This is a genomic window from Saccharothrix sp. ALI-22-I, assembly GCF_001984175.1.
Classification (GTDB): domain Bacteria; phylum Actinomycetota; class Actinomycetes; order Mycobacteriales; family Pseudonocardiaceae; genus Actinosynnema.
The window spans coordinates 270,457-292,456 of record NZ_MTQP01000065.1 but is presented as its reverse complement, the minus strand read 5'-3'; the positions used below and the strand labels follow the sequence as shown (position 1 = coordinate 292,456).

At 69.8% G+C, this 22,000-nt stretch carries 20 protein-coding genes; 8 read left to right on the top strand and 12 right to left on the bottom strand.

Going from position 1 to position 22,000, the window contains the following annotated elements; all coding sequences use genetic code 11:
• The first annotated feature begins 35 nt into the window (after positions 1-35).
• Both ALI22I_RS28145 and ALI22I_RS28140 read left to right on the top strand, forming a co-directional pair.
• Complete coding sequence (locus ALI22I_RS28145; protein ID WP_179118387.1) at positions 36-887, top strand: helix-turn-helix domain-containing protein; 852 nt, start codon at positions 36-38, stop codon at positions 885-887.
• Positions 884-1,048, top strand: a complete 165-nt coding sequence (locus tag ALI22I_RS28140) for a DUF397 domain-containing protein (RefSeq protein ID WP_083752065.1) — start codon at positions 884-886, stop codon at positions 1,046-1,048. The genes ALI22I_RS28145 and ALI22I_RS28140 overlap by 4 nt, the downstream gene beginning before the upstream one ends.
• A 54-nt stretch (positions 1,049-1,102) precedes the next feature.
• Here ALI22I_RS28140 and ALI22I_RS28135 read toward each other — a convergent pair whose 3' ends face one another.
• Both ALI22I_RS28135 and ctaJ read right to left on the bottom strand, forming a co-directional pair.
• A complete protein-coding gene (locus tag ALI22I_RS28135; protein ID WP_077008544.1) occupies positions 1,103-1,582 on the bottom strand; it encodes a DUF5130 family protein in 480 nt (159 codons plus the stop codon).
• Positions 1,569-1,814 carry an aa3-type cytochrome oxidase subunit CtaJ gene (ctaJ, locus tag ALI22I_RS28130; RefSeq protein ID WP_077008543.1) on the bottom strand — a complete coding sequence of 82 codons (246 nt, stop codon included), beginning with the start codon at positions 1,812-1,814 and terminating at the stop codon, positions 1,569-1,571. The genes ALI22I_RS28135 and ctaJ overlap by 14 nt, the downstream gene beginning before the upstream one ends.
• 484 nt (positions 1,815-2,298) lie before the next feature.
• Here ctaJ and ALI22I_RS28125 point away from each other — a divergent pair, with 484 nt between their 5' ends.
• The gene (locus ALI22I_RS28125; protein WP_143532466.1) at positions 2,299-2,721 is read left to right on the top strand and encodes a hypothetical protein; all 423 of its coding nucleotides are present in this window, start codon (positions 2,299-2,301) and stop codon (positions 2,719-2,721) included.
• Between the two features lie 15 nt (positions 2,722-2,736).
• On the opposite strand, the gene ALI22I_RS28120 is transcribed toward ALI22I_RS28125, so the two are convergent.
• Entirely contained in the window at positions 2,737-3,402 is a 666-nt protein-coding gene (locus ALI22I_RS28120; protein ID WP_238598609.1) for an HNH endonuclease, read from the bottom strand.
• Positions 3,403-3,554: 152 nt separating this feature from the next.
• Between ALI22I_RS28120 and ALI22I_RS28115 the strand changes: the two genes are divergently transcribed.
• From ALI22I_RS28115 to ALI22I_RS28100, 4 genes are all read left to right on the top strand, one after another.
• On the top strand, positions 3,555-5,648 hold the full coding sequence (locus ALI22I_RS28115) for a prolyl oligopeptidase family serine peptidase (RefSeq protein WP_077008676.1): 2,094 nt from the start codon (positions 3,555-3,557) through the stop codon (positions 5,646-5,648).
• Between the two features lie 19 nt (positions 5,649-5,667).
• Positions 5,668-6,552 (top strand): mechanosensitive ion channel family protein, encoded by an 885-nt coding sequence (locus tag ALI22I_RS28110; protein WP_077008675.1) that lies wholly within the window; start codon positions 5,668-5,670, stop codon positions 6,550-6,552.
• Positions 6,553-6,654: 102 nt separating this feature from the next.
• Positions 6,655-7,041 (top strand): globin, encoded by a 387-nt coding sequence (locus ALI22I_RS28105; RefSeq protein WP_077008541.1) that lies wholly within the window; start codon positions 6,655-6,657, stop codon positions 7,039-7,041.
• 57 nt (positions 7,042-7,098) lie between these two features.
• Positions 7,099-8,694, top strand: coding sequence for a glycoside hydrolase family 13 protein (locus ALI22I_RS28100; protein WP_077008540.1), 1,596 nt, complete (start codon positions 7,099-7,101; stop codon positions 8,692-8,694).
• A gap of 90 nt (positions 8,695-8,784) precedes the next feature.
• Here the strand turns inward: ALI22I_RS28100 and ALI22I_RS28095 are convergent, their stop codons facing one another.
• From ALI22I_RS28095 to ALI22I_RS28055, 9 genes are all read right to left on the bottom strand, one after another.
• A complete protein-coding gene (locus ALI22I_RS28095; RefSeq protein WP_077008539.1) occupies positions 8,785-9,255 on the bottom strand; it encodes a C40 family peptidase in 471 nt (156 codons plus the stop codon).
• 85 nt (positions 9,256-9,340) lie between these two features.
• Positions 9,341-10,744, bottom strand: coding sequence for a CHAP domain-containing protein (locus ALI22I_RS28090; RefSeq protein WP_077008538.1), 1,404 nt, complete (start codon positions 10,742-10,744; stop codon positions 9,341-9,343).
• A gap of 55 nt (positions 10,745-10,799) precedes the next feature.
• On the bottom strand, positions 10,800-12,266 hold the full coding sequence (locus ALI22I_RS28085; protein ID WP_077008537.1) for a glycoside hydrolase family 19 protein: 1,467 nt from the start codon (positions 12,264-12,266) through the stop codon (positions 10,800-10,802).
• 157 nt (positions 12,267-12,423) lie between these two features.
• Positions 12,424-15,444 carry an AfsR/SARP family transcriptional regulator gene (locus tag ALI22I_RS28080; RefSeq protein WP_077008536.1) on the bottom strand — a complete coding sequence of 1,007 codons (3,021 nt, stop codon included), beginning with the start codon at positions 15,442-15,444 and terminating at the stop codon, positions 12,424-12,426.
• Positions 15,445-15,513: 69 nt separating this feature from the next.
• Positions 15,514-16,140: a hypothetical protein gene (locus ALI22I_RS28075; RefSeq protein WP_077008674.1), complete on the bottom strand. Its 627-nt coding sequence runs from the start codon at positions 16,138-16,140 to the stop codon at positions 15,514-15,516.
• Complete coding sequence (locus ALI22I_RS28070) at positions 16,133-16,564, bottom strand: acyl-CoA thioesterase (RefSeq protein WP_077008535.1); 432 nt, start codon at positions 16,562-16,564, stop codon at positions 16,133-16,135. The genes ALI22I_RS28075 and ALI22I_RS28070 overlap by 8 nt, the downstream gene beginning before the upstream one ends.
• A gap of 50 nt (positions 16,565-16,614) precedes the next feature.
• Complete coding sequence (locus tag ALI22I_RS28065; RefSeq protein WP_077008534.1) at positions 16,615-17,532, bottom strand: DNA glycosylase AlkZ-like family protein; 918 nt, start codon at positions 17,530-17,532, stop codon at positions 16,615-16,617.
• Positions 17,529-18,536, bottom strand: coding sequence for a LacI family DNA-binding transcriptional regulator (locus tag ALI22I_RS28060; protein WP_083752063.1), 1,008 nt, complete (start codon positions 18,534-18,536; stop codon positions 17,529-17,531). The genes ALI22I_RS28065 and ALI22I_RS28060 overlap by 4 nt, the downstream gene beginning before the upstream one ends.
• A gap of 11 nt (positions 18,537-18,547) precedes the next feature.
• Positions 18,548-20,113, bottom strand: a complete 1,566-nt coding sequence (locus ALI22I_RS28055; RefSeq protein WP_077008532.1) for a glycoside hydrolase family 13 protein — start codon at positions 20,111-20,113, stop codon at positions 18,548-18,550.
• A gap of 180 nt (positions 20,114-20,293) precedes the next feature.
• Here ALI22I_RS28055 and ALI22I_RS28050 point away from each other — a divergent pair, with 180 nt between their 5' ends.
• A complete protein-coding gene (locus tag ALI22I_RS28050) occupies positions 20,294-21,907 on the top strand; it encodes a carbohydrate-binding module family 20 domain-containing protein (RefSeq protein WP_238598608.1) in 1,614 nt (537 codons plus the stop codon).
• The last annotated feature ends 93 nt before the right edge of the window (positions 21,908-22,000 follow it).

Sequence of the window (22,000 nt, the reverse complement as noted above, 5' to 3'; positions counted from 1 at the left end):
CGAGCGAGGGACTTGACCACTGGTCCCGCTTTAGGATGCATTTCATGAACCGCAATACCTCGAAGGCCATCGCCTTGGGCGCGCGCTTGCGCAACGCCCGAGAGGCGAACAATCTCAGTCAACGTGCACTTGGGAAGAAGATTGGCATCGTACATTCGTTGCTTTCGCGCAACGAAAGCGGACAACGAGTGCCGACACGGGCCGAGGTCATCCGCATCCTCGACCCCCTCGAAGTCACCGAAAGTGAACGCCAAGAGATCCTGGAAATGGCCGAGGACACCAGCGGTTCGCAGCTCCAGGTGATCGAGGTACCGGAGCAGCGGGCGCAGCTCGCCGCGCTGCTCGAAGTCGAGCAGATGGCCAAGGAGGTGGTGGACTGGTCGCCTCTCGTGATCCCCGGACTGCTCCAAGTCAGCTCGTACACGCTCGCGATCATGGAAGCCAGCCGCATCCCGGACGAAGAGATCGCCACACGCATCGCCGTGCGGATGGGGCGACGCGACATCCTCACCCGCCGCAACGCGGTCCGCTTCACCGCCCTGGTCGGCCAGAGCGTGTTCGACCAGAAGATCGGCGGGCCGGAGGTGATGGTCGAGCAGCTCGAACACCTCATGGTGATGGCGGCACGGCCCAACGTCGACATCCGAGTGGTCCCGACCGCCACCGGCTGGCACTCGGGTCTCTCCTGCCCGTTCCTGCTGTTGAACTGCGAGGGCACCTCGTTCGTGCACTTGGAGTACCCGACCAGCGCGGTGTTCGTACAGGAGCCGGACGCGGTAGCCGGGTTCCAGTCGTGCGTGCCAGAGTTGCTGGACATCGCGATGAGTTCGGAGCAGTCCGCCGAGCTGATCGCCCGCGAAGCCGAACGGATTGCGGGAGTTACATGACGGTGCGGTGGAAGAAGTCCAGCAGGAGCGGTGCCGCCACCAACTGCGTCGAGGTGGGCAACCACCTCGGTGCGGTGCGGGACTCGAAGAACCCTGGGGTGGTCGTAGATGTCAGCCCGAGTCGGCTGAGAGCGTTCGTCCAGGCGATCAAGACCCGGTAGACAGCAAAGGCCCCGGCTCATCAGCCGGGGCCTCCGCTTACGTCTTCGTCAGGCTTACTTGCGGAGCTGGCCCGCCTGGTCGGTGAGCATCCGCAGGCCGCTCACCAAGCCGCCGGCGAGGTCGCCCTCCTTGAAGGAGGCGACCATGCTCATGACGGCGAGCTTCGCGCCACGGTCGGCGAGCCGGCGGTGGGACTCCTCGCCCGTCACCACCTCCACCACGCGCTGCCCCGGCGACACCGCGACCAGCACGGCGTGGCCCGGGCGCGGGGTGCTCGCGTGCAGCTCCTCGACCTTCGCCCGGATGTCCGAGCCGAGGTCGCCCAGGTACACGCTGAAGTCCAGCCCGGTGGTGCGGCTGGCCAGCGTCAGCGCCTCGTCCAGGCTCGCCAGTTGCACCGGAGTGAACGGCAGGGCCGGCGCGTGCGGCTCGTACATCTTCGCCGACGACACTCGGCCGCTGTTGGTGACGACCGCACCGACCGGAAGGGTCGACGGGTCCACCTCCGCCTTCGTCAGCTCACCAGTTGCCACGGGCACCTCCCTTGGCGGTACGGCCCTCGGCCGGCGTCACGGCGGTCTGGTGCGCGCCGCCGGGCAAGCCCGCGGGGTTGGCGGTCCACCAGACGGGGGCGTAGTTCCACTCCTGGCCCGGCCGGTACCGCTGAATGCGGGTGGCCTTCGGCCTCAGCGTCAGTAGCGTGATCACGCCGTAGATGGCCAGCGGGATCAGCGCGAAGACGAGCACGGTCTCCACGATGGTCACGGCGGCTACGGTAACCGATCGGCCTGGTCACGTCGGCGAGGGCACCCGTTTCGGCGCCGGCGGGGTCGGGCGCGGTGCGCGTTGCCGTCCGACGGGCGCTCTATCTGTGAACGCGGGCCGTGCCGTAGGGGTCGCGATCACCGTGTTCGGCGGTGACCACGTGGTGGGATGCCGGCGTCGACCGCAACCCCGCGCCGGCACCCGAATGGGCCTGGGTGCGTGGCAGGGGGGCCGGTGTGATCTCGCATACCCCCTACCTGGGACGACGTCACCCTGGGTGTCCATCGATGCCGGATGCACTAGTCCGGGCGCTCGATCGTCGCAGTCCGTACACCCGGAAGGGCTTCCCCCGGACGGAGGCGAATGGCGGCCGGTTTGGCGTCTTGTCCTGAACCCACTCGGCTTCTAGCTTTTCACCTGTACGGGTCTTGCGCATCCGATTCCGGATACTAATTCCCGCCCGATGAGTCTCGGAGGACACGACATGTACACCGTGAACCCTGCCCTGGTCGCCGCTCTCACTCGTTCGTCGTACACCCAATCGGAGCAGAGCGTTACCACTGTTCGGCCTTCGACCGCGCTCGACGAGTCTGTGCGCATCACCGCGCAGGACTCCGTCCGGATTACCTCTGAAGACTCCGTCCGGATTACGGCGGCGACGGACGACTCGGTCCGCATCACGGCCTCCGACTCAGTCCGCATCACCGCGTGCGACTCGGTGCGCATCACCGCGTCGGACTCGGTCCGCATCACAGCGTGCGACTCCGTGCGGATCACCGCGTCGGACTCGGTCCGGATCACGGCGTCGGACTCCGTGCGGATCACCGCGTGCGACTCGGTGCGGATCACGGCGTCGGACTCGGTGCGCATCACGGCGCGCCGCGAGGACCTCGCCCTGGCGGCGTGAGCGGCTACAACACGACTAGGCCGCGGGTTCGCCCAGGTAGGGCAGCCACAGCGGGTCGGCTTCGGTGACGCCGGCCAGCAGCCGCCAATGCGGCCCGCGGGGGGCGTTCGGCACCACGCGCAGGCGCCAACCCAGCTCCGACAGGAGCTTGTCGGCCTTGCGGTGGTTGCACTTCGCGCAACAGGCCACGCAGTTCGTCCACGAGTGGGGCCCGCCCCGGCTGCGCGGTACGACGTGGTCGATCGTCTCGGCGCGCCCGCCGCAGTACGCGCAGCGGTACCGGTCGCGGTGCATCAACCCGGCGCGGGTCAGCGGGACCCGACCGCGGTAGGGCACCCGCACGTAGTTCGCCAGCCGGATGACCGACGGCACGACGACCTCGGACGTCGAGGAGTGGACGACAGCCCCGGCGGGGTCGCCGTGCACCACCTCGGCCTTCCCGCACACCACGAGGACCACCGCGCGCCGCAACGGCAGCGCGGTGAGCGGTTCGAAGGTGGCGTTGAGCAGCAGGACCTTGCGTCTTCCCCAAGGCAGCACCACGGGCGCCTGACCGGCTCCCTCCCCGTCGACCACAGCGTGCACGGTGTTCACCGAGAGCTGTTTTTGGCCGGACGGGACCGACGACGCGATCCCGGTCTTCACCAGGGCGCCGATCGGGGTGGGTTGTCGGTCTGGCACGCGACCACCTCCACCGGTTCAGCTCTAGCAGACCACAGATGCCACCCAAAAATCACCTGTGATATGTGACGTGTCACGGAGCTGACACCAAATCCTGGGTGAACTCCCCCCTATCGAAGATGGTTTTCATCCACGTCGCTACGCTCAGCGGGGTGACCGATGCTCCCCGCGCAGCGCTGCCTGCGACGATCACCTACCCCACCGCCGAACGGCTCGACCTCGTCGAGGACCTGCACGGACACGCGGTGGCCGATCCGTACCGCTGGCTCGAAGACGCTGCGGACCCCCGCACCGCCGCCTGGTCCGCCGAGCAGGACGGGTTGGCGCGGTCGTGGCTGGACGCCATGCCCGGACGGGCCGCGCTGAGCGCCCGGCTCAGCGAGCTGATGCGCACCGGAGCCGTCGGCACGCCGGTGTGGCGGGCCGGTCGGGCGTTCTACACCCGTCGCGGGCCCGACCAGGACCACCCAGTGCTGTACGTGCGGGTGGACGGCGTGGAGCGGGTGTTGCTGGACGTCTCGGTGCTCGACCCGACCGGCCGGACGACCCTGGACCGCTGGTCGCCGTCCGTCGAGGGCACGCGGCTGGCGTACCAGATCTCCGTGGGCGGCGACGAGCACTCGCTGCTGCACGTCGTGGACGTCGACTCCGGCGAGTTGCTGGACGGGCCGATCGACCGCTGCCGGTACTCGCCGGTGGGCTGGCTGCCCGGTGGCGAGGAGTTCTTCTACGTCCGCCGGATCGACCCCGCGCTGGTGCCCGAGGACGAGCGGCAGTTCCACCGGCGGGTGTGGCGGCACCGGGTCGGCACGCCGGCGTCCGGTGACGTGAACGTGCACGGGGACGGGCTCGACCACACGTACTACTACGGCCTGTCACTGTCCGAGGACGGCCGGTGGCTGCTGGTGAACGGCGCGCCCGGCACCGTGCGGCGGGATTCGGTGTGGATCGCCGACCTGCACGGGTCCGGGGAGCTCAAGCCGGTCGTCCTGGCCGACGACGGCGTGCAGTGCTCGGCCTGGGTCGCGCCGGACGGGCGGCTCTACCTCCAGACCAGCCTGGACGCGCCGCGGTTCCGGCTGTGCGTGGCCGATCCGGCGACGCCCGCCGAGTGGACCGAGCTGGTGCCCGAGCAGCCGGACTCGGTGCTGGACGGCATCGCGTGGCTGGACGGGTCGCTGGTGCTGCTGCGGACCCGGCACGCGGTGTCGGAACTGCACCTGCACTCCCCCGAGACCGGTGCGCACCTGCGGGAGATCCCGTTGCCCGGAACGGGGTCGCTGCACGGGTTGTCCACAGTCGACGCACTGACGGTCGCGGATCGTGACGTCCTGTGGTTCGGGTGGTCGGACTTCACAACGCCCTTGTCGGTGTACCGGTTCTCGCGCTCCGAGGGCCGGACCGAGCTGGAGACGGCGGCCCCCGGAACGGTCGCTCTGCCGCAGGTATCCACACAACAGGTCTCGTACACGTCGGCCGACGGCACCGTCGTGCGAATGTTCGTGGTGTCCGGGGCACAGCACCCGGATCTGCCCCGGCCGACGCTGCTCACCGGGTACGGCGGGTTCGCGGTGGGCCGTGGGCCGGGGTACAGCGCGACGACGTTGGCCTGGGTCGAGGCGGGCGGTGTGTGGGTGCACGCGTCGCTGCGGGGTGGCGACGAGGAGGGAGAGCAATGGCACCAGGCGGGGACGCGGGAGCGGAAGCAGAACGTGTTCGACGACTTCCACGCGGCGGCCGAGCGGCTTGTCCGCGACGGCTGGACCACGCCGCAGCAGTTGTCGATCATGGGCGGCTCGAACGGCGGACTGCTGGTCGGGGCGGCGCTGACGCAGCGGCCGGAGCTGTACGCGGCGGTGGTGTGCTCAGCGCCACTGCTGGACATGGTGCGGTACGAGAACTTCCTGCTCGGGCGGCTGTGGACGGAGGAGTACGGCTCCGCGTCCGTGCCGGAGGAGCTGGAATGGCTGCTGGCCTACTCCCCGTACCACCGGGTAGGGGTCGGAGTTGAGTACCCTTCGGTGCTGTTCACGGTCTTCGAGTCGGACAGCCGTGTGGACCCCAACCACGCCCGGAAGATGTGCGCGGCGCTTCAGCACGCCACGTCGAGTGATCCGACCAAGCACCCCGTGCTCCTCCGTCGTGAGACGGAGGTGGGACACGCGGGCCGATCGGTGAGCCGGTCGGTCGGCCTGGCCGTGGACCAATTGACCTTTGTGGCCTGGGCGACCGGCCTGGAGTTGTGAGTGGAGGACTGACTTGCTGGTGGACGTGGAATCGACCCTGGCCGTCGAGTGGTGGGTGACCAACGGGCCCAAGATCGCGGAAGGCGCGTTGCGGATCGCGTTGACGCTGATCATCGCCGTGGTGGTCCGGTTCCTGCTCCGCCGGCTGATCGACCGGCTGACCCGCGGCAACGGCGGCCGGAAGCCGAAGCTGCTGGCGCCGTTGCGGGAGCGGGCGCCGCAGGCGCTGGGCGCGTTGGTCTCGGAGAGACGGGAGCAGCGGGCCAAGACCATCGGCTCGGTGCTCAAGTCGGTCGTCACGATAATGGTGTTCGGTGTCGCGTTCATACAGATCCTCACCGAGCTGGGGATGAACGTCGCCCCGATCCTCACGTCGGCCGGGATCTTGGGTGTCGCCATCGGTTTCGGCGCGCAGAACCTGGTCAAGGACTTCCTGTCCGGCATGTTCATGATGTTGGAGGACCAGTACGGCGTCGGTGACGTGGTCGACCTCGGCCCCGCCACCGGCACGGTCGAGTCGGTCGGTCTGCGGATAACCACCATCCGCGACGGCAACGGCACCGTCTGGTACGTCCGCAACGGCGAGATCCTGCGGGTCGGCAACTCGTCGCAGGGCTTCGCGGTGGCGGTCGTCGACCTGCCGCTCGGGTACGGGGCGAACCTGTCCTCGGCCTCCGAGGTGTTGACCAAGGCCGTGGTCGCCGCCACCGACGAGGAGTCGCTGGCCAAGGACGTCATCGACAAGCCGCAGGTGCTCGGTGTGGAGAAGGTCACACCCGAGGGCATCACGATGCGCGTGACGGTCAAGGTCCGGCCGGGCAGGCAGTGGGCGGTCCAGCGCGCCCTGAGAGCCAAGCTGATGCCCGCCCTGGACGAGGCCGGCATCTCGCTGAAGTCCTCCTAGCCCGCCCAGTCCGCTGGATTCGGCCCCCTCCACCCCGCCGACGTCCTGAGCCGCCGGGGGTCGGCGTGGGGCACCTCTCGGTGGCTGAGGCAGGATGGAGGGGTGACCACTCCTCCGGAGAACTTCTACGAAGCAGTGGGCGGGTACGAGACGTTCCACCGGATCGTCGCGCGCTTCTACGAGGAAGTGGCCAACGATCCCGTCCTGCGTCCGCTGTACCCCGAAGAGGACCTGGGTCCCGCCGAGGAGCGGTTCCGGCTGTTCCTCATGCAGTACTGGGGCGGCCCGCACACCTACTCCGACACCCGCGGTCATCCTCGGTTGCGGATGCGACACGCTCCGTTCGTGATCGGTCCCATTGAGCGGGATGCCTGGTTGCGTTGTGCCAAAGTGGGAGTCGACTCGGTTGATCTCGCTCCCGAGCACCGTGAGCAGCTCTGGGCGTACCTGGAGATGGCCGCGAACAGCATGATGAACGCGTGGGTGTGATTCTTGATCACCCGAACGGGGACTTGGTCTCCGCCGCGAATGGCAGGATGACCTCTCGTGCGACGATCCTCCGACCTGCAGCCAGAGATCGCCGACGACTCCGCCTGGTGGCGTGACGCCGTCTTCTACCAGGTCTACGTCCGATCATTCGCCGACGCGAACGGTGACGGCGTGGGCGACCTCGACGGCATCCGCTCCCGGCTCGGCTACCTCGAACTGCTCGGTGTGGACGCCCTCTGGCTCACACCGTTCTTCAGCTCGCCCATGGCCGACCACGGGTACGACGTGGCCGACCCTCGTGACGTGGACCCGCTGTTCGGGGACCTGGCCGCGTTCGACCGGCTGATCGCCGAGGCGCACGCGCACAACCTCCGCGTCACCATCGACCTGGTGCCGAACCACACCAGCGACCGGCACGCCTGGTTCCAGGCCGCGCTGCGCGCCGGGCCGGGTTCGGTCGAACGGGACCGGTACATCTTCCGCGACGGCGGCGGGTACGACGGGTCCGTGCCGCCGAACAACTGGCCCAGCCAGTTCGGCGGTTCGGCGTGGACCCGGGTCCCGGACGGGCAGTGGTACCTGCACCTGTTCGCGCCCGAGCAGCCCGACCTGAACTGGGACAACCCCGAGGTCGCGGCGGACCTGGCGCGCACGCTGCGGTTCTGGCTGGACCGCGGCGTGGACGGGTTCCGCATCGACGTGGCCCACGGGATGGCCAAGCCCTACGGCCTGCCCAACCTCGACCCGCGGGCCGAGCTCGGGTCCGGCGTGATGCACGACAACTCGCTGGACCCCCGGTTCGACAACGACGGGGTGCACGAGGTGCACCGGATGATCCGCAAGGTCATCGACGAGTACCCCGGCCGGATGGCCGTCGGTGAGATCTGGGTCAAGGACGACGAGCGGTTCGCCCGGTACGTGCGGCCCGACGAGCTGCACCTCGGGTTCAACTTCCGGCTGGTCGAGGCGCCGTTCGACGCGGACGGCGTGCGGGTGGCCATCGAGCACTCGCTGGGTGCCGTCCGAGGCATGGACACGCCTCCCACCTGGACGCTGTCCAACCACGACGTGACGCGGCACGTGACCCGGTACGGCGGCGGCGGGCTCGGCGCCCAGCGGGCCCGGTCGATGACGCTGGTCGAACTGGCGCTGCCCGGCGTGGTCTACCTGTACAACGGCGAGGAGCTGGGGCTCCCCGACGTGGAGCTGCCGGAGTGGGCGTTGCAGGACCCGATCTGGCTGCGGTCCGGGCACACCCAGCGCGGGCGGGACGGGTGCCGGGTGCCGCTGCCGTGGGAGGGCGACACGCCGCCGTTCGGTTTCTCGGAGGCCGTGACCACCTGGCTGCCGCAGCCCAACGAGTGGGCCGGGCTGACCGTCGAGTCGCAGCTGGAAGACCCCCGCTCGATGCTCTCGTTCTACCGGCACGCGCTGGAGCTGCGGAAATCGCACGGCGCGTTCAACGGTGACGAGCTGGAGTGGTACGGCGCACCGGCCGGGTGCTTCGCGTTCCGCCGCAAGGGCGGCGGTCTGATCTGCGCGCTGAACACCTCCGGTGGTCCGGTCCCGCTGCCGCCCGGCGAGGTGCTGCTGGCCAGCGGCCCGATGGCCGGGAACCAGCTGCCACCGGACACGGCCGTCTGGCTGGTCTAGCCGTGTGGGGAGGCGCGGACCCCTCGACCGCGCCTCCGACCACCACTGCCCTCGCGGGCGGTTATCGTCGTAGTGGCGCCTCAAGAAAATCTAAAAGTCCTGCTCAGTGGTGCCGACCAACACGTGGTCGAGGTCACGGACGTGGTTGAGCCGATACGGTCGATACCCGGCCTGCCCGCTTCCGTACGGGTAGACCAGCGTGCGGCGCACCGTGCCCAGGCTGCCGCACTGCTCGCGGCCCAGGTAGTGGGTGCGCTCCGCGTCGGCCCACCTCTCGAACAGCACCACGTGCCGGGTGGTGCGGTCTCCGGTCGGGTCGATCAGCACGTCGGCGGGTAGCAGCTCGTCCTTGCCGATCGGGGTGCTCACCGCGATCAGGTCCACGGTGTTCAACCCGCCGCGCGGCACGTCGGGCAACCCGAACGCCATCGACACGAACCCGGAGCAGTCCGTGCGGTAGGTGCCGTGGCGGTTGGTGTGGAACGCGGTCTGGCTGTACGGCACGTCCACCCAGCTGGCGGCCCGGAGCAGGACCTCGGTCCGGGTGATCTCGAACGGCAAGGGGCACCTCCGGCAACCACGGGTGGGCCCCCGACGCTCGGTCGGGGGCCCACCGCGGATCTGTCAGGTTCGGTTACCGCCAGGTTCAGTAGCTGGTGACCTGGAAGCTGGTCACCCCGGGCGTCACCTCGCGCCACTGGGTGCCGTAGATACCGCCGTCCTTCGCGACGAGGGTGTTGTCGGTGCGCAGGAAGCCGAGCCGGCCGATCGCCGCGTCGATCTCGACGTCCTTGATGCCGTCGAGCCTGCTGCCCCACTCCGCCCGCAGTGCGCCTTCCTTGACCGACGCCGTGCCGCCGGACTGCACCACGCCGATCCAGGTGCCCGACAGCTCGAAGTCGACCACGTTCGGCGCCTGCTCGACCCAGTCGGTGCCGTTCAGGCCGCCGTCCTTGACCACGACCCTGCCGTCGACGGTCAGCACGCCGATCCGGCCGGCCTTCGCGTCGATCTCCAGGCGCTTCACGCCGGCGGTCTGGTCCGTCCAGTCCGCCTTCAGGCCACCCTGCTTGACCAACGCCTTGCCCTCGGTGGTCACCGCGCCGATCCAGTCGCCCGACATGGTCAGCTCGGCGACGCCGGTGCCCTGCGGAACCCAGTGACCTTGGGGGCCGCCTTCCTTCACGGTGGCGCTGCCGTCGTTGAACACCACGCCGACCCGGCCGGTGGCCGACTCCAGCGCGAAGTCCTTCACGTTCTCCGTCTGGCGGAACCAGTCCTGCTCGTAGACCCCCTGCTTGACCCACAGCACGCCGGCGCTGTCCAGGACGCCGACCATGTCACCGTCGAACTTCGACTTGACGACGCCGCCGCCGTGGATCGGATTCGCCCAGCCGGCATCGAGGTCGCCCTGCTTGCCCAACACCTTGCCCTCGGTCAGCACGCCGATCCGCTTGGTCAGGGCCCGGGCGGAATCGCCGGCACCGGCCGGGCTGACGAAGGCGGAGATCCTCTGGCTGCCCACGTACTGGCCGACCCTGGCGCCACCGGTGGCGTAGCGGACCGAGGAGGTCAAGGGCGTGCCACCGAAGTTGCCGTTGATCGTGGTCATCGAGGTGCCGTTGACGGTGTCGACCAGCGCGACGTGCTCGGCCGAGGAGTTGCCCACGTAGCCGAACACCACCGCGTCACCGATCTGCGGGACGTAACCCGGGTCGATGTGCAGGGTGCCGTTGTTCTGGCCGTAGAGGTAGAAGCTGCCGGCGCCGGCGTTGAGGCGGTCGATGCTGAACCCCGCGTTCCGCCACACCCAGCGGGCGAAGTCGGCGCACCACGCGTGGGCCGCCTCGCAGCTACCCATGTAACCCCTGACACCGAGGCTGTTCATGTCGCACGTCTTGTGGTTGATGTTCGCTCTGGCCAGGTCACGGATGTCTGTTCGGCCGTCGGCGACGGCGGAGCCGATCGAAGCCAGGGCCAGCACGGGGGCCAGCACGGCGGTGGCGAGTGCGGCGGTCACGGTGCGGCGGACGGTCGTCTTGATGGACATCTTCGTGTTCCTCTCGGATTGCGGTGGTTCGGTGTGCTCAGCGGTGGTCAGGGGTTCAGCGGTTGCACTTGATGGAGCTCTCGGCGACGGGCAGGCTGCCGCCGTTGAAGTGGGCGAGCGCGCGCTTGTACGAGGTGCAGCGGCTGTTCGACTCGGTCGGGTCGAGCGCGGGCGAGTAGCCGATGGCCCGACCGACGCCGCCCATGTCGTAGGCGTCGGCGGAGGCGTTGATGTTGCGGGCGACGGTCCAGTACCAGCCGGCGATCTTGGCGCTCCACGCGAGCGACGCGGCGTCGGACGGGTTGTTCAGGAAGTCGTGGCCGAGGCTGGTGCCCGCGGCCTGGTAGTTGTAGTCAGCGGTCAACTGGATGAAGCCGCGACCGCGGTACTTGTGGGTGCTGCCCGCCTCGCCGGCGTTGTAGCGGAAGCCGCTCTCGTGCTTGAGCGTGGCCACGAACGCGGCCTTGCGGGTGGGGGTGGTGATGCCCTTCTCGGCCATCACCTGGTTCAGGCTCGGCAGTCCCGCGGCGACGGTGTCCGTGGCGTACACGGACCCGTAGATCGCGGTGATGTCGTTGATCGTGACGTGGCCGCTGGTGGAGCCGGGCCCGGCGGTGGCGAGGCGCAACTGCTGGACGCCGCCGGTCTGCGGGACCCAGTCGGCCCAGAGGGTGCCCTCCTTGACCGTGGCCGTGCCGTTGGTGAGCACGACGCCGATGCGGTCACCGGAGATCTCGATGTCCCGCACCTCACCGACCTGGGGCACCCAGTCCGCGTGGAGGTTGCCTTCCTTGACCGTGGCCAGGCCGTTGGTGAGCACGACGCCGACGCGGCTGCCGGACAGCTCCAGGTCGGTGACCCCGCCGGTCTGCTCGACCCAGTCGCCCCAGAGGTTCGACTCCTTCACCGCGGCCGTGCCGTCGGTGCGCAGGATCCCGATCCGGTCGCCTGACAGCTCCAGGTCCCGCACGCCGGAGCCCTGAGGCACCCAACCGGCGTTGAGGAGGCCCTCCTTGACGCTGACCGAGCCGTCGTTGCCGAGGACACCGATCCGGGTCGGCGTGAGCTCCAGCTCCCGCACGTCGTAGGTCTGCTCCGCCCAGCCCGCGTCGAGGCCGCCGTCCTTCACGGCCGCGGTGCCGTCGGTCCGGACGATGCCGATGCGGTTGCCGGCGAGGCGGAAGTCCTTGACGCCGCCGCCCTGGTTGTCCCAGCTCGCCTTGAGGCCGCCCTCCTTCACCCACAGCACGCCGTCGGCACCCAGCACGCCTATCCGATCACCGGCTACCTCGACCTTGCCGACGCCGGTCGCGACGTTCATCTCCCAGTCCGCCCCGAGCGTGCCCGCCTTGACGTGCAGGTTGCCGCTGGCGTCCAGGACGGCGACGCGGCTCCCGCCGGCGGGAAGCTCGGCGGCGCTCGCCTGGTTCGCGAGACCGGCCGTGAGACCGGCGGTGAGGAGACCCGCCACTACGGAGGTGGTGACCGCCCTGGTGGCGTACTTGCTGGTGAGGACCTTCACTTCGGCTCCTTGGGGTTGCTGACCCGGTGTTGGGACAACCCTGTCGCCGAGACCTCGGAGAAACCTCAAAGCGGGCTTTGAGGTGTTCTTCAGGCCGGTGCGGGAGCACGGAAAAGGGCCGGGGACGTCGTGTCCCCGGCCCTTTTCGAAGAGCTGATCAGGCGATGGCGTCCGCGTGCGGCACGCCACGCGTGTCCCGACGCGGCTCGACGGCCTCACGGCTGCCGTGGGCGCGGAAGATCACCAGAGCCTCCTGCCAGGACGCCTCCGCGGCGTCCGGCTCGCCGAGCGCGGCGAAGGTGGTGGCCAGGTCCCGCAGCGTCCGGGCCCGCCACACCGGCAGTGCCAACGCCTCCCACCAGTGCAGGGAGCGTTCGAGGTAGCGGCGGGCCACGTCCGGGCGGCCGGCGGTCAGCTCCAACTCGCCGAGGGTGCGCAGCACCAGCGCCTGGCCGAAGCCGTCCTGCATCTCGTTGCACGTGCTCAGGCATTCGAGCAGTTCGCTGCGCACCGCGTCGCCCCGGCCCTGCCGGATGCGGACCTTGGCCAGCGCCTGCGTGGCGTAGGCGGACATCAGGCGATCACCGAGGGCGCGCAGGACCCGCACCGCACGAGCGGAGAAGTCGGCGGCCTCGTCCCAGCGTTCGGCAGCCCGGTGGACGATGCCGACCGAGCGCAGGGCGATCGCCTCACCGCGCCGGTCGCCGACCGCCTGGTAGGCGCCCAACGTCCGCTCGCACGCCGCCAGGGCCTCCGCCAGTTCGCCCTGCTCGGTCAGCACCCGTCCCAAGCCGTGCAGTGCCTGTGCCACCAGGTGCTTCTCGTCCAACTCGCGCAGCACCGGCAGCGCCAGGTCGAGCAGTTCCCGGGCTTTGACGAGTTCGCCGTGCTCACGCAGGACGGTGCTCAGGGCCAAGCGGGTCGAGGCCTCACCCCGGGCGTCGCCACCCTCCCGGTACGCCGCCAAGGCCTGCTCGTAGTACGACGCGGCCTCGTCGAAGCGGTCCTGCTCGTAGCGCAACCACCCCAGGCCGGAGAGCAGCCGGGCCTCGCCCGCCCGGTCCCCCGCACGCCGAGCCGCCGCCAGCGCCGCCGAGTGCGTCCGCCACCACTGGCCGAACAGGTTGCGCACGGAGAACCGCGACGAGCACAGCACGGCGGCGAGCCGGGTGGCGACGTCGGCCAGGTCCAGCTCGCTGATCCGCTCCACCACGCTCACCAGGCCCGACTGCTCGGCGTCGAACCACGCCTCCGGGTCGGCGACGATCTCGTCCGCCGCCCCGCGGTCGAAGTACCGCGGGTCCAGCGCGACCGGGGTGCCGTCGAACGTGGCGTGCGGCATGTGGCTGCCCGCCAACTCCACCAGGGACAGCCAGGACGCGGCGGCACGGGTGCAGGCCGCGTTCACCTCGGCCGCCGGCTCCTCGGCCTCACCGCGTTCCCGAGCGAACACCCTGGTCAGGTCGTGCATCCGGTAGCGCAGGGCGGCGGCGTCATCGGTGGCGGCCACGTCGAGCAGCTGCGAGTCGACGAGGCGTTCCACCACCTCCTCGGCCTCCTGCGCGGAGCAGTCGAGCAGGGGCGCGATCAGCCAACCACCGAACGTGGAGACGTCGAGCAGACCCAGCCGTCGCAGCGCGGTGCGCTCGCGCTCGGCCAGGCCGTCGTAGCTCAGGGCGAGGCTGCCGCGCACTTCGAGGTCGCCCAGCGTCAGCTCCTGCAACACCCGGCGCTGCACACCGAGGCGTTCGGCGAGGCGGGCCAGCCGCCACCGCGGGCGGGCGGCCAGGCGGGCGCCGGCGATCCGCAGCGCCAGCGGCAGGTGACCGCACAACCGGACGATCTCCTGGGCGGTCTCCGGTTCGGCGGACACCCGGTCGTCGCCCACCACGCGGTCGAGCAGCTCCACCGCTTCCTCGTCGTTCAGGACGCGCAGGTGCAGCTGGGCCGCGCCGCTCAAGGCGCCCAGCCGCTCCCGGCTGGTCACCAGCACCGCACAGGTCGCCCCGCCGGGCAGGAGCGATCGGATCTGGCGTTCGTCGTGGGCGTCGTCCAGCACGATCAGCACCCGGCGGTCGGCCACCAGGGTGCGGTAGAGCTGGGCCCGCTCGTCCAGTTCGGCCGGGATCCCGGTGTCCGCCACGCCCAGGGCGCGCAGGAAACCCGCCAGCACCTCGGCCGTGTCGGCGGGCACGGCCTGGACGCCGCGCAGGTTCGCGTACAGCTGGCCGTCGGTGAAGTGCTCGCGGACGACGTGCGCGACGTGCGCCGCCAGCGTCGACTTGCCCGCGCCCGGCTGACCGGAGATCGCGCACACCCGCACCGCGCCGGTGGCGGTGGTGAGGCGGGCGACCAGGCGTTCCTGCTCGTCCACCCGGCCGGTGAAGTCGGCGATGTCGAAGGGCAGCTGGCTCGGTGTCTGTGTGGACCCGGGCGTCTCGGCGGCGGGCGCCTCCGGCTCGCCGCGCAGGACGCGGTCGTGCGTGGACCGCAGCGCCGGGCCGGGTTCCAGGCCCAACTCGTCGAGCAGAACCCGTCTGCCCTCCTGGTAGCACGCCAACGCGTCGGCCTGCCTACCCGCCTGGTGCAGGGCGAGCATGAGCTGGCTGCGCAGCCGTTCGCGCAACGGGTTGTCCGCCACGGCCGCACTCAGCTCGGAGATCAACAACTCGCCGCGACCGATGGCCAGGTCGGCGTCGAAGCGGTCCTCCAGCGCGCCGAGGCGCAACTCTTCGAGCCGGGAGCGCTCACCTTCGGCCCACGCGCCCTGCGCACCGCCCAACGGGGCGCCGCGCCACGCGTCCGAGGCGGCGGCGAAGCGAGCGGCGGCCTCCTCCAGATCGCCTTCGGCCAACGCGCGGCGGCCCTCGCCCACCTCGGCGGTGAACACGTGCAGGTCCACCTGGTCCAGCTCGGCCGCCAGCACGTACCCGCCGCCGGAGCGGGCCAGCACGTCACCCAGCGCGCGGCGCAGCGACGACACGTAGGTGTAGATGGACGAGCGCGACTGGTCGGGCGGTTGCTCGCCCCACACGGCGTCGATCAACTGCTCCAGCGACACGACGCGGCCCGCGTGGATCGCCAGCAACGCCAGCAACGTCTTCGGCTTCGGCCCCCCGACCGACACCGTTCTGCCCTCGACGCGGGCCTCCACCGGCCCCAACACCCTGAACTCCAACCGTGCCCCCCTGCTCGAAAAACCAGCGTAGCCGGCTGATCCGAGAAGAGCACCTGATCAGGTGAGGGGTCAGACCAGCAGCGGCAGCATGGAGTGACGGCGGCGGACCACCGCGCCGAACCGGGCGTCGATGCGCAGCCACGAATCGGTGGCGGTGATGCGCACATCGTCACCGCCCAGGAAACCCATGCCGGACAACGCGAACAGGCACCGCATCGGCACCTTCACGTCCAACCCGGAACCGCTCACCGTGATCACCGTCTGGTCCAGCAGCGACGCGGGCGGCGTGCCGCGCGGGCCGGCGTTCTCCCGCGCCACCTCCACGCCCTTCTCCGCCAGCTCCGACACCACGCTGCCGGGCAGCCGGTCCACCGGCAGCCAGCCCACCGACGGCGGCAGCGCCGAACGCCACATCATGTCCCGCGCCGGACCGGGGTCCACGACCTCCGCCCGCACCACGGCCAGGCCGGTGAGCAGGTCGGTCGCCGACACGGTCGTGTCACCCGGGGTCACCTGCCCGGCGACGGTGCGGGTGGCCAGGGTGTCGAACGGGGTCGCCACCCACGCGTCCAGCAGGCCGCCGGCCTGGCGGTTGCGCAGCCGGACCACCGCCTGCGCGTCCAGGCGCACGGCACGGGCGACGAACGCGCCGAGATCGTCCCGCTCGGCGGGATCCGCGAGCACCAATTCAGGCACCATTACCTCCGGCACGCCAGCCCGCGAGGAAGTCGCGCTCGGCTTCGAGGAGACGGCGCGGACGTCCGGCCGTCAGGTTGTACGGCACCATAAGGGTTTCCGCGGTCGTGACGACAGCGCTGCCCTCCTGGCGGCTTCCGCGGATCGTGTAGTCGAGCGTGAACGACGCCGACTTCAGCTCCCGCACGGACATCTCCACCACGATCTCGTCGCCGGTGAACACCAGCGGCGCGAGGTAGTCCACCACCAGCCGGGCCACCACTACACCTTTGGCCATGTCCGGCACACCGTGGCGGGCGGCCTCGGTGAAGAGCAGGTCGATGCGCGCCTCTTCCAGCAACGTCACCGTGTTGGCGTGGTTGACATGGCCGTAGGCGTCCATGTCCGACCAGCGAGGTCGCACACCCGTGACGAACACACCCAACTTGAACGCGCCTCCTGCTGTCGATGCGTGGCGATGACCCTATCCACGTGCTACACCCAGGTTAAGCGCGCATCCACCTCAAAGAATCGGCCCAGGTCAGCGACCTCGTCAGCGAGGTCGGGGCGTGCGCCGAACGGGTGAACGGCGATCTGATCGCCGTCCCGGTGCCAGACCGCGACCACCCGGCCGTCCACCACGACGTGCGGCGTGAGGAAACCGCCGCCGGTCTGGACGAGATCGGCGTGCTCGGGGGCGAGCGCGGCGGAACGGTCGCGGTACCCGAGCAGGTAGGGATCGAAGTGGCCGAGCATGCGGACGGTGCCGTTCGGCTCGGCCGGTTCGTCGGTCACCTCGGTGAGGTTCTTCAGCTGCCGTTTGGGCAGGCCGCTCCAGGCGGCGAAGTCGTCCGGGGTCGCGGGGCCGTAGGCACGCCGGTAGCGCCGCCACAGCTCGTCCACGTCTCGGGGTTCGCAGTCGATGTGCAGGAGCCGGTAGGTGTCGTCGAGCCCCCGGCACAGCACGCCGGAGTGCGCGGCGAACGCCAGCAGGTGCGCCGGGGCCTGTGATTTCGGGTCCAGGGCGATGCCGACTTCGGCGAGGCGGCTGACGATGTCGGCGCGTTCGAGCGGCTTTTTCAGGACTTCGCGGAGCGCGGGTAGCGCGCGTTCGCACAGCTCATCGGTGAGGCCGAGCTGTGCGCGGCGACGTCGTCCGGCTGCGATAAAGATCGGGCCCAGGAGGTTGACGACCCACAGGTCGTCCTCGTGGAACAGGTGGAGGGTGCCGCGCATCGCCCACGTACGCACTAGAGGACCGTCGAGGGACCGCACGCCTCGGGCGCGCGCCGCGAGCCGTGCGGCGAACACGTCCTGGGCTTGCAGAGCGAAAACGGAGCTGAACAGGTCCGTCACGTCTCTTGCCGGGTGCGAGAGCCGTTGCGCCCGCATCCGTTGCGCGAGCACGGTCATCTGGGCCGGGCGCCCGTCGAACCGCGCACCACCAACTCCGGCTGGAACACGAACTCGGCGTGTGCGCCCGAAAAAGAACTCCTCAGCGTGCCGCCGATCTCCTCCAGCAACGCGTGCACGGCGGCCTGGCCCATCGCCTCGACGGGCTGGCGGATCGTGGTCAGCGGCGGATCGGCGAACACGATCAGTGGCGAATCGTCGAAGCCGACCACGGAGACGTCACGCGGCACGTTGAGGTCCCGGTGGCGGGCCGCGCGGATCGCGCCGAACGCCATCAGGTCGCTGCCGCACACGATCGCCGTGCAGCCGCGGTCCAGCAGGGCGTTGGCCGCGGCCTGGCCGCCCTCGACCGTGAACAGCGAGTGTTCGACCAGGTCGGAGGCCTGCGGGCGGACGAGCGTGAAGCCCTCGACCATGCGTTGGGCGGGCACGAACCGCGGCGGGCCGACGGCCAACCCGATCTTCTCGTGCCCGAGTTCCACGAGGTGGGAGACGGCGAGCCGGACGGCCGCCCGGTTGTCCACCGACACGAACGGCGCCGACACCTGGTCGGTGTAGCCGTTGATCATCACGAACGGCACACCACGTCCGGCGAGCTTGACGTACCGGTCCTTGTCGGCCGTCGTGTCGGCGTGCAGACCGGACACGAAGACGATCCCGGTGACGCCGCGGTCGACCAGCATCTCGGTCAGCTGGTCCTCGGTGGAGCCGCCGGGTGTCTGCGTGCACAGCACCGGCGTGTAGCCGTCCCTGGTCAGCACCTGCTCGATGACCTGCGCGAACGCCGGGAAGATCGGGTTGTTCAACTCGGGGGTGATCAACCCGATCAGCCCGGCGCTGCGCTGTCGGAGCCTGGGCGGGCGCTCGTAGCCGAGGACGTCCATCGCGGCGACCACGGCCTGGCGGGTGGTGGCGGAGACGCCTGGCTTGCCGTTGACCACCCGGCTGACCGTCGCCTCGCTCACGCCGGCCTGGGTCGCGATGTCACTGAGCCGCGCTGTCACACCGGGTGACTCTACGGGCGCGCCAACCACACAGCCGTGTCCGCCGGCACGAGGACGTCCGCGTCCTCGGTCGCGTAGCCACCCGAGGACAGCAGCACCCGTCCGTCGGCGGGCAGCCGTGCGGTGTCCGGGCCGAAGTTCACCACGCACGTGAAAGCGCCACGGCGGAAGGACAACACGTGCTCGGGCACGTCCAACCACTCCACTTCGGAGCCCGCGCCGAGGTCCGGCTGCTCACGTCGCACGCGCAGCGCGCTGCGGTACAACTCCAGCACCGAGTTCGGGTCGGCCTGCTGCTTTGCGACGCTCAGCTCCGCCCAGTCCGCGGGCTGCGGCAGCCACGAGCCGCCGTCACCGAAGCCGAACGACGGACCGTCCGGCGTCCACGGGATCGGCACGCGGCAGCCGTCACGGCCGCGATCGGTGCGGCCGGACCGTTCCCACACGGGGTCCTGGAGGACGTCCTCGGGGAGGTCCAGGACCTCGGGCAGGCCCAGTTCCTCGCCCTGGTAGACGTACGCGCTGCCGGGGAGCGCCAGCATCAGCAACGCGGCGGCGCGCGCCCGTGCCACGCTGCCGTACCGGGTCACGTGCCGCTGCACGTCGTGGTTGGACAGCACCCACGTGGTCGGCGCGGCCACCGGCGTCATCGCCGCCAGCGAGTCGTCGATGACCTGCTTGAGGTCGGCGGCGTTCCACTCGGCGGTCAGGTAGTGGAAGTTGAACGCCTGGTGCAGCTCGTCGGAACGCAGGTAGCGGGCGGTGCGCTCGGGGCTGCGCGTCCACGCCTCGGCCACGCCGATCCGGCTGCCCGGGTACGAGTCGAGCACCTTGCGCCAGTCGCGGTAGATCTCGTGCACGCCGTCCTGGTCGAAGAACGGCAGCGCCTGCGTGCCGAGCAGCTTGAGGTGGCCGGGGGTGCCGACGTCCGGCAGGCCGTCGGCCTTGACCATGCCGTGCGCCACGTCGATGCGGAAGCCGTCCACGCCGAGGTCGAGCCAGAAGCGCAGGATGTCCAGGAACTCGCCGCGCACCTCCGGCTGGTCCCAGTTCAGGTCCGGCTGCTCGGGGGCGAACAGGTGCAGGTACCACTGGCCGTCGGCGGTCTCGGTTTTCGTCCAGGCGGGGCCGCCGAAGACGGACTCCCAGTCGTTCGGCGGGAGATCACCACGGTCGCCGCGGCCGTCCCGGAAGTGGTAGCGGGCGCGTTCCGGTGAGTCCTTTTCCGCCTTGAGGGCCTGCTGGAACCACTCGTGCCGGTCGCTGGTGTGGTTCGGGACCAGGTCCACGATCACGCGGATGCCCCGGTCGTGCGCTTCGTCGACGAGTGCTTTGGCGTCGTCGAGGGTGCCGAAGAGGGGGTCGATCGCGCGGTAGTCGGCGACGTCGTAGCCGCCGTCGGCCATCGGGGACGCGTAGAACGGGGTGATCCACACCGCGTCGACGCCGAGGTCGGCGAGGTAGGGCAACCGGGAGCGGATGCCGGGCAGGTCACCGACGCCGTCGCCGTTCGAGTCGGCGAAGCTGCGCACGTAGACCTGGTAGATGACGGCCTCGCGCCACCAGTCCTGCGTCATGGGAGGTGTCCTTCCGGATCGGTTCCGCACCGGTCCGCTATGGAATACTTTGCAAGCGTTTTCAGCAAGTCTGGCGACTGGTATGACCTAGGGCACGTCCCTGCCAGTCGAGGAGACAATGTGGTTTCCGCAAGCCGACGCGCCTTGGGCGCGATAGCCGTACTGCTGTTAAGCCTATTGGTGGTCCCGGTCCCGCAAACTCTTGCCGCGCCGCCGTCCGCGAAGGACGTCACCGCGACCCTGTTCCAGTGGCCTTTCTCGCGGGTAGCCGCCGAGTGCACGAACGTGCTGGGGCCCAAGGGGTACGGGTTCGTCGAGGTGTCCCCTGCCACCGAACACATCCAGGGGTCCCAGTGGTGGACCTCCTACCAGCCCGTCAGCTACCGCATCGCCGGACGCCTCGGCGACGAGGCCGCGTTCCGGAACATGGTCGACACCTGCCACGCGGCGGGCGTGAAGGTCATCGCGGACGCGGTGATCAACCACATGAGCGCCGGGTCGGGGGTCGGCACCGGCGGTTCTTCGTACGCGAAGTACAACTACCCCGGCGTCTACAGCGACTGGGACTTCCACTCGTGCCGGGCGTACGTCAGCGACTACCGCAACCGTGACGACGTGCAGAACTGCGAGTTGGTCGGGCTGTCGGACCTCGACACCGGCAGTGACTACGTGCGCGGCAGGATCGCCACCTACCTGAACCACCTGATCTCGCTCGGGGTGGACGGGTTCCGGATCGACGCGGCCAAGCACATGGCGGCGGCCGACCTGTCCGCGATCAAGTCCCGGCTGAGCAATCCCGGTGTGTTCTGGGTGCACGAGGTGATCTACGGGTCCGATGAGGCCGTGCAGCCGGGTGAGTACACCGGGTCGGGTGATGTGGACGAGTTCCGGTACGCGTATGACATCAAGCGGATCTTCAACAACGAGAACCTGGCTTACCTGAGCACGTTCGGGCAGTCGTGGGGGTACCTGCCGGGTGGCCAGGCGCGGTCGTTCGTGGACAACTGGGACACCGAGCGCAACGGGTCCACGTTGACGTACCGCGACGGGTCTACTTACACGTTGGCGAACGTGTTCATGCTGGCTTGGCCTTACGGTGCGCCGAACGTGTACTCGGGGTACGAGTTCTCTTCGCACGACGCCGGGCCGCCTACGGGGTCCGAGTGCTACACGTCCGGGTGGAAGTGCCAGCACCGGTGGACGCAGATCTCTTCCATGGTGGGGTTCCGGAACGCTGTGGCCGGCACGTCGGTGGTGAACTGGTGGGACAACGGCGGTGACGCGATCGCGTTCGGCCGGGGTAGCAAGGGTTTCGTGGCGATCAACCGTGAGTCTTCGTCGTTGACGCGGACGTTCCAGACCTCGCTGCCCGCAGGGTCGTACTGCAACGTGCAGCAGGACGGGTGCGTGGCTTACACCGTGGGGTCGAACGGTCAGTTCACCGCGACGTTGGGCGCCGGCGAGGCTCTGGCGTTGCACGTCGGCGCGATGGGCGTCGGCACTCCGCCTCCCGCCGGCACGGCGACGTTCGCGGTGAACGCCACGACCACGTTGGGGCAGAACATCTTCGTCGTAGGCGACCACCCGTCGCTAGGCGCGTGGAACCCTTCGGCTGCGGTGGCGTTGTCATCGGCCACCTACCCGACCTGGCGGGCATCGGTGTCGCTGCCCTCCGGAACTTCCTTCCAGTACAAGTACATCCGGAAGGAACCCAACGGCGCGGTGACGTGGGAGACCGGCACCAACCGCACCGCCACGTCCCCCGTGACATTGTCCGACACCTGGCGCGCCTAGCCACTCAAAACTTGCCCCCGCAAGGGCTACGCAGAGGTCCCCGCCAAGGGGACCCCTGCTTTTACCCTGCCACAAAGGTCTGACAATCCGCAG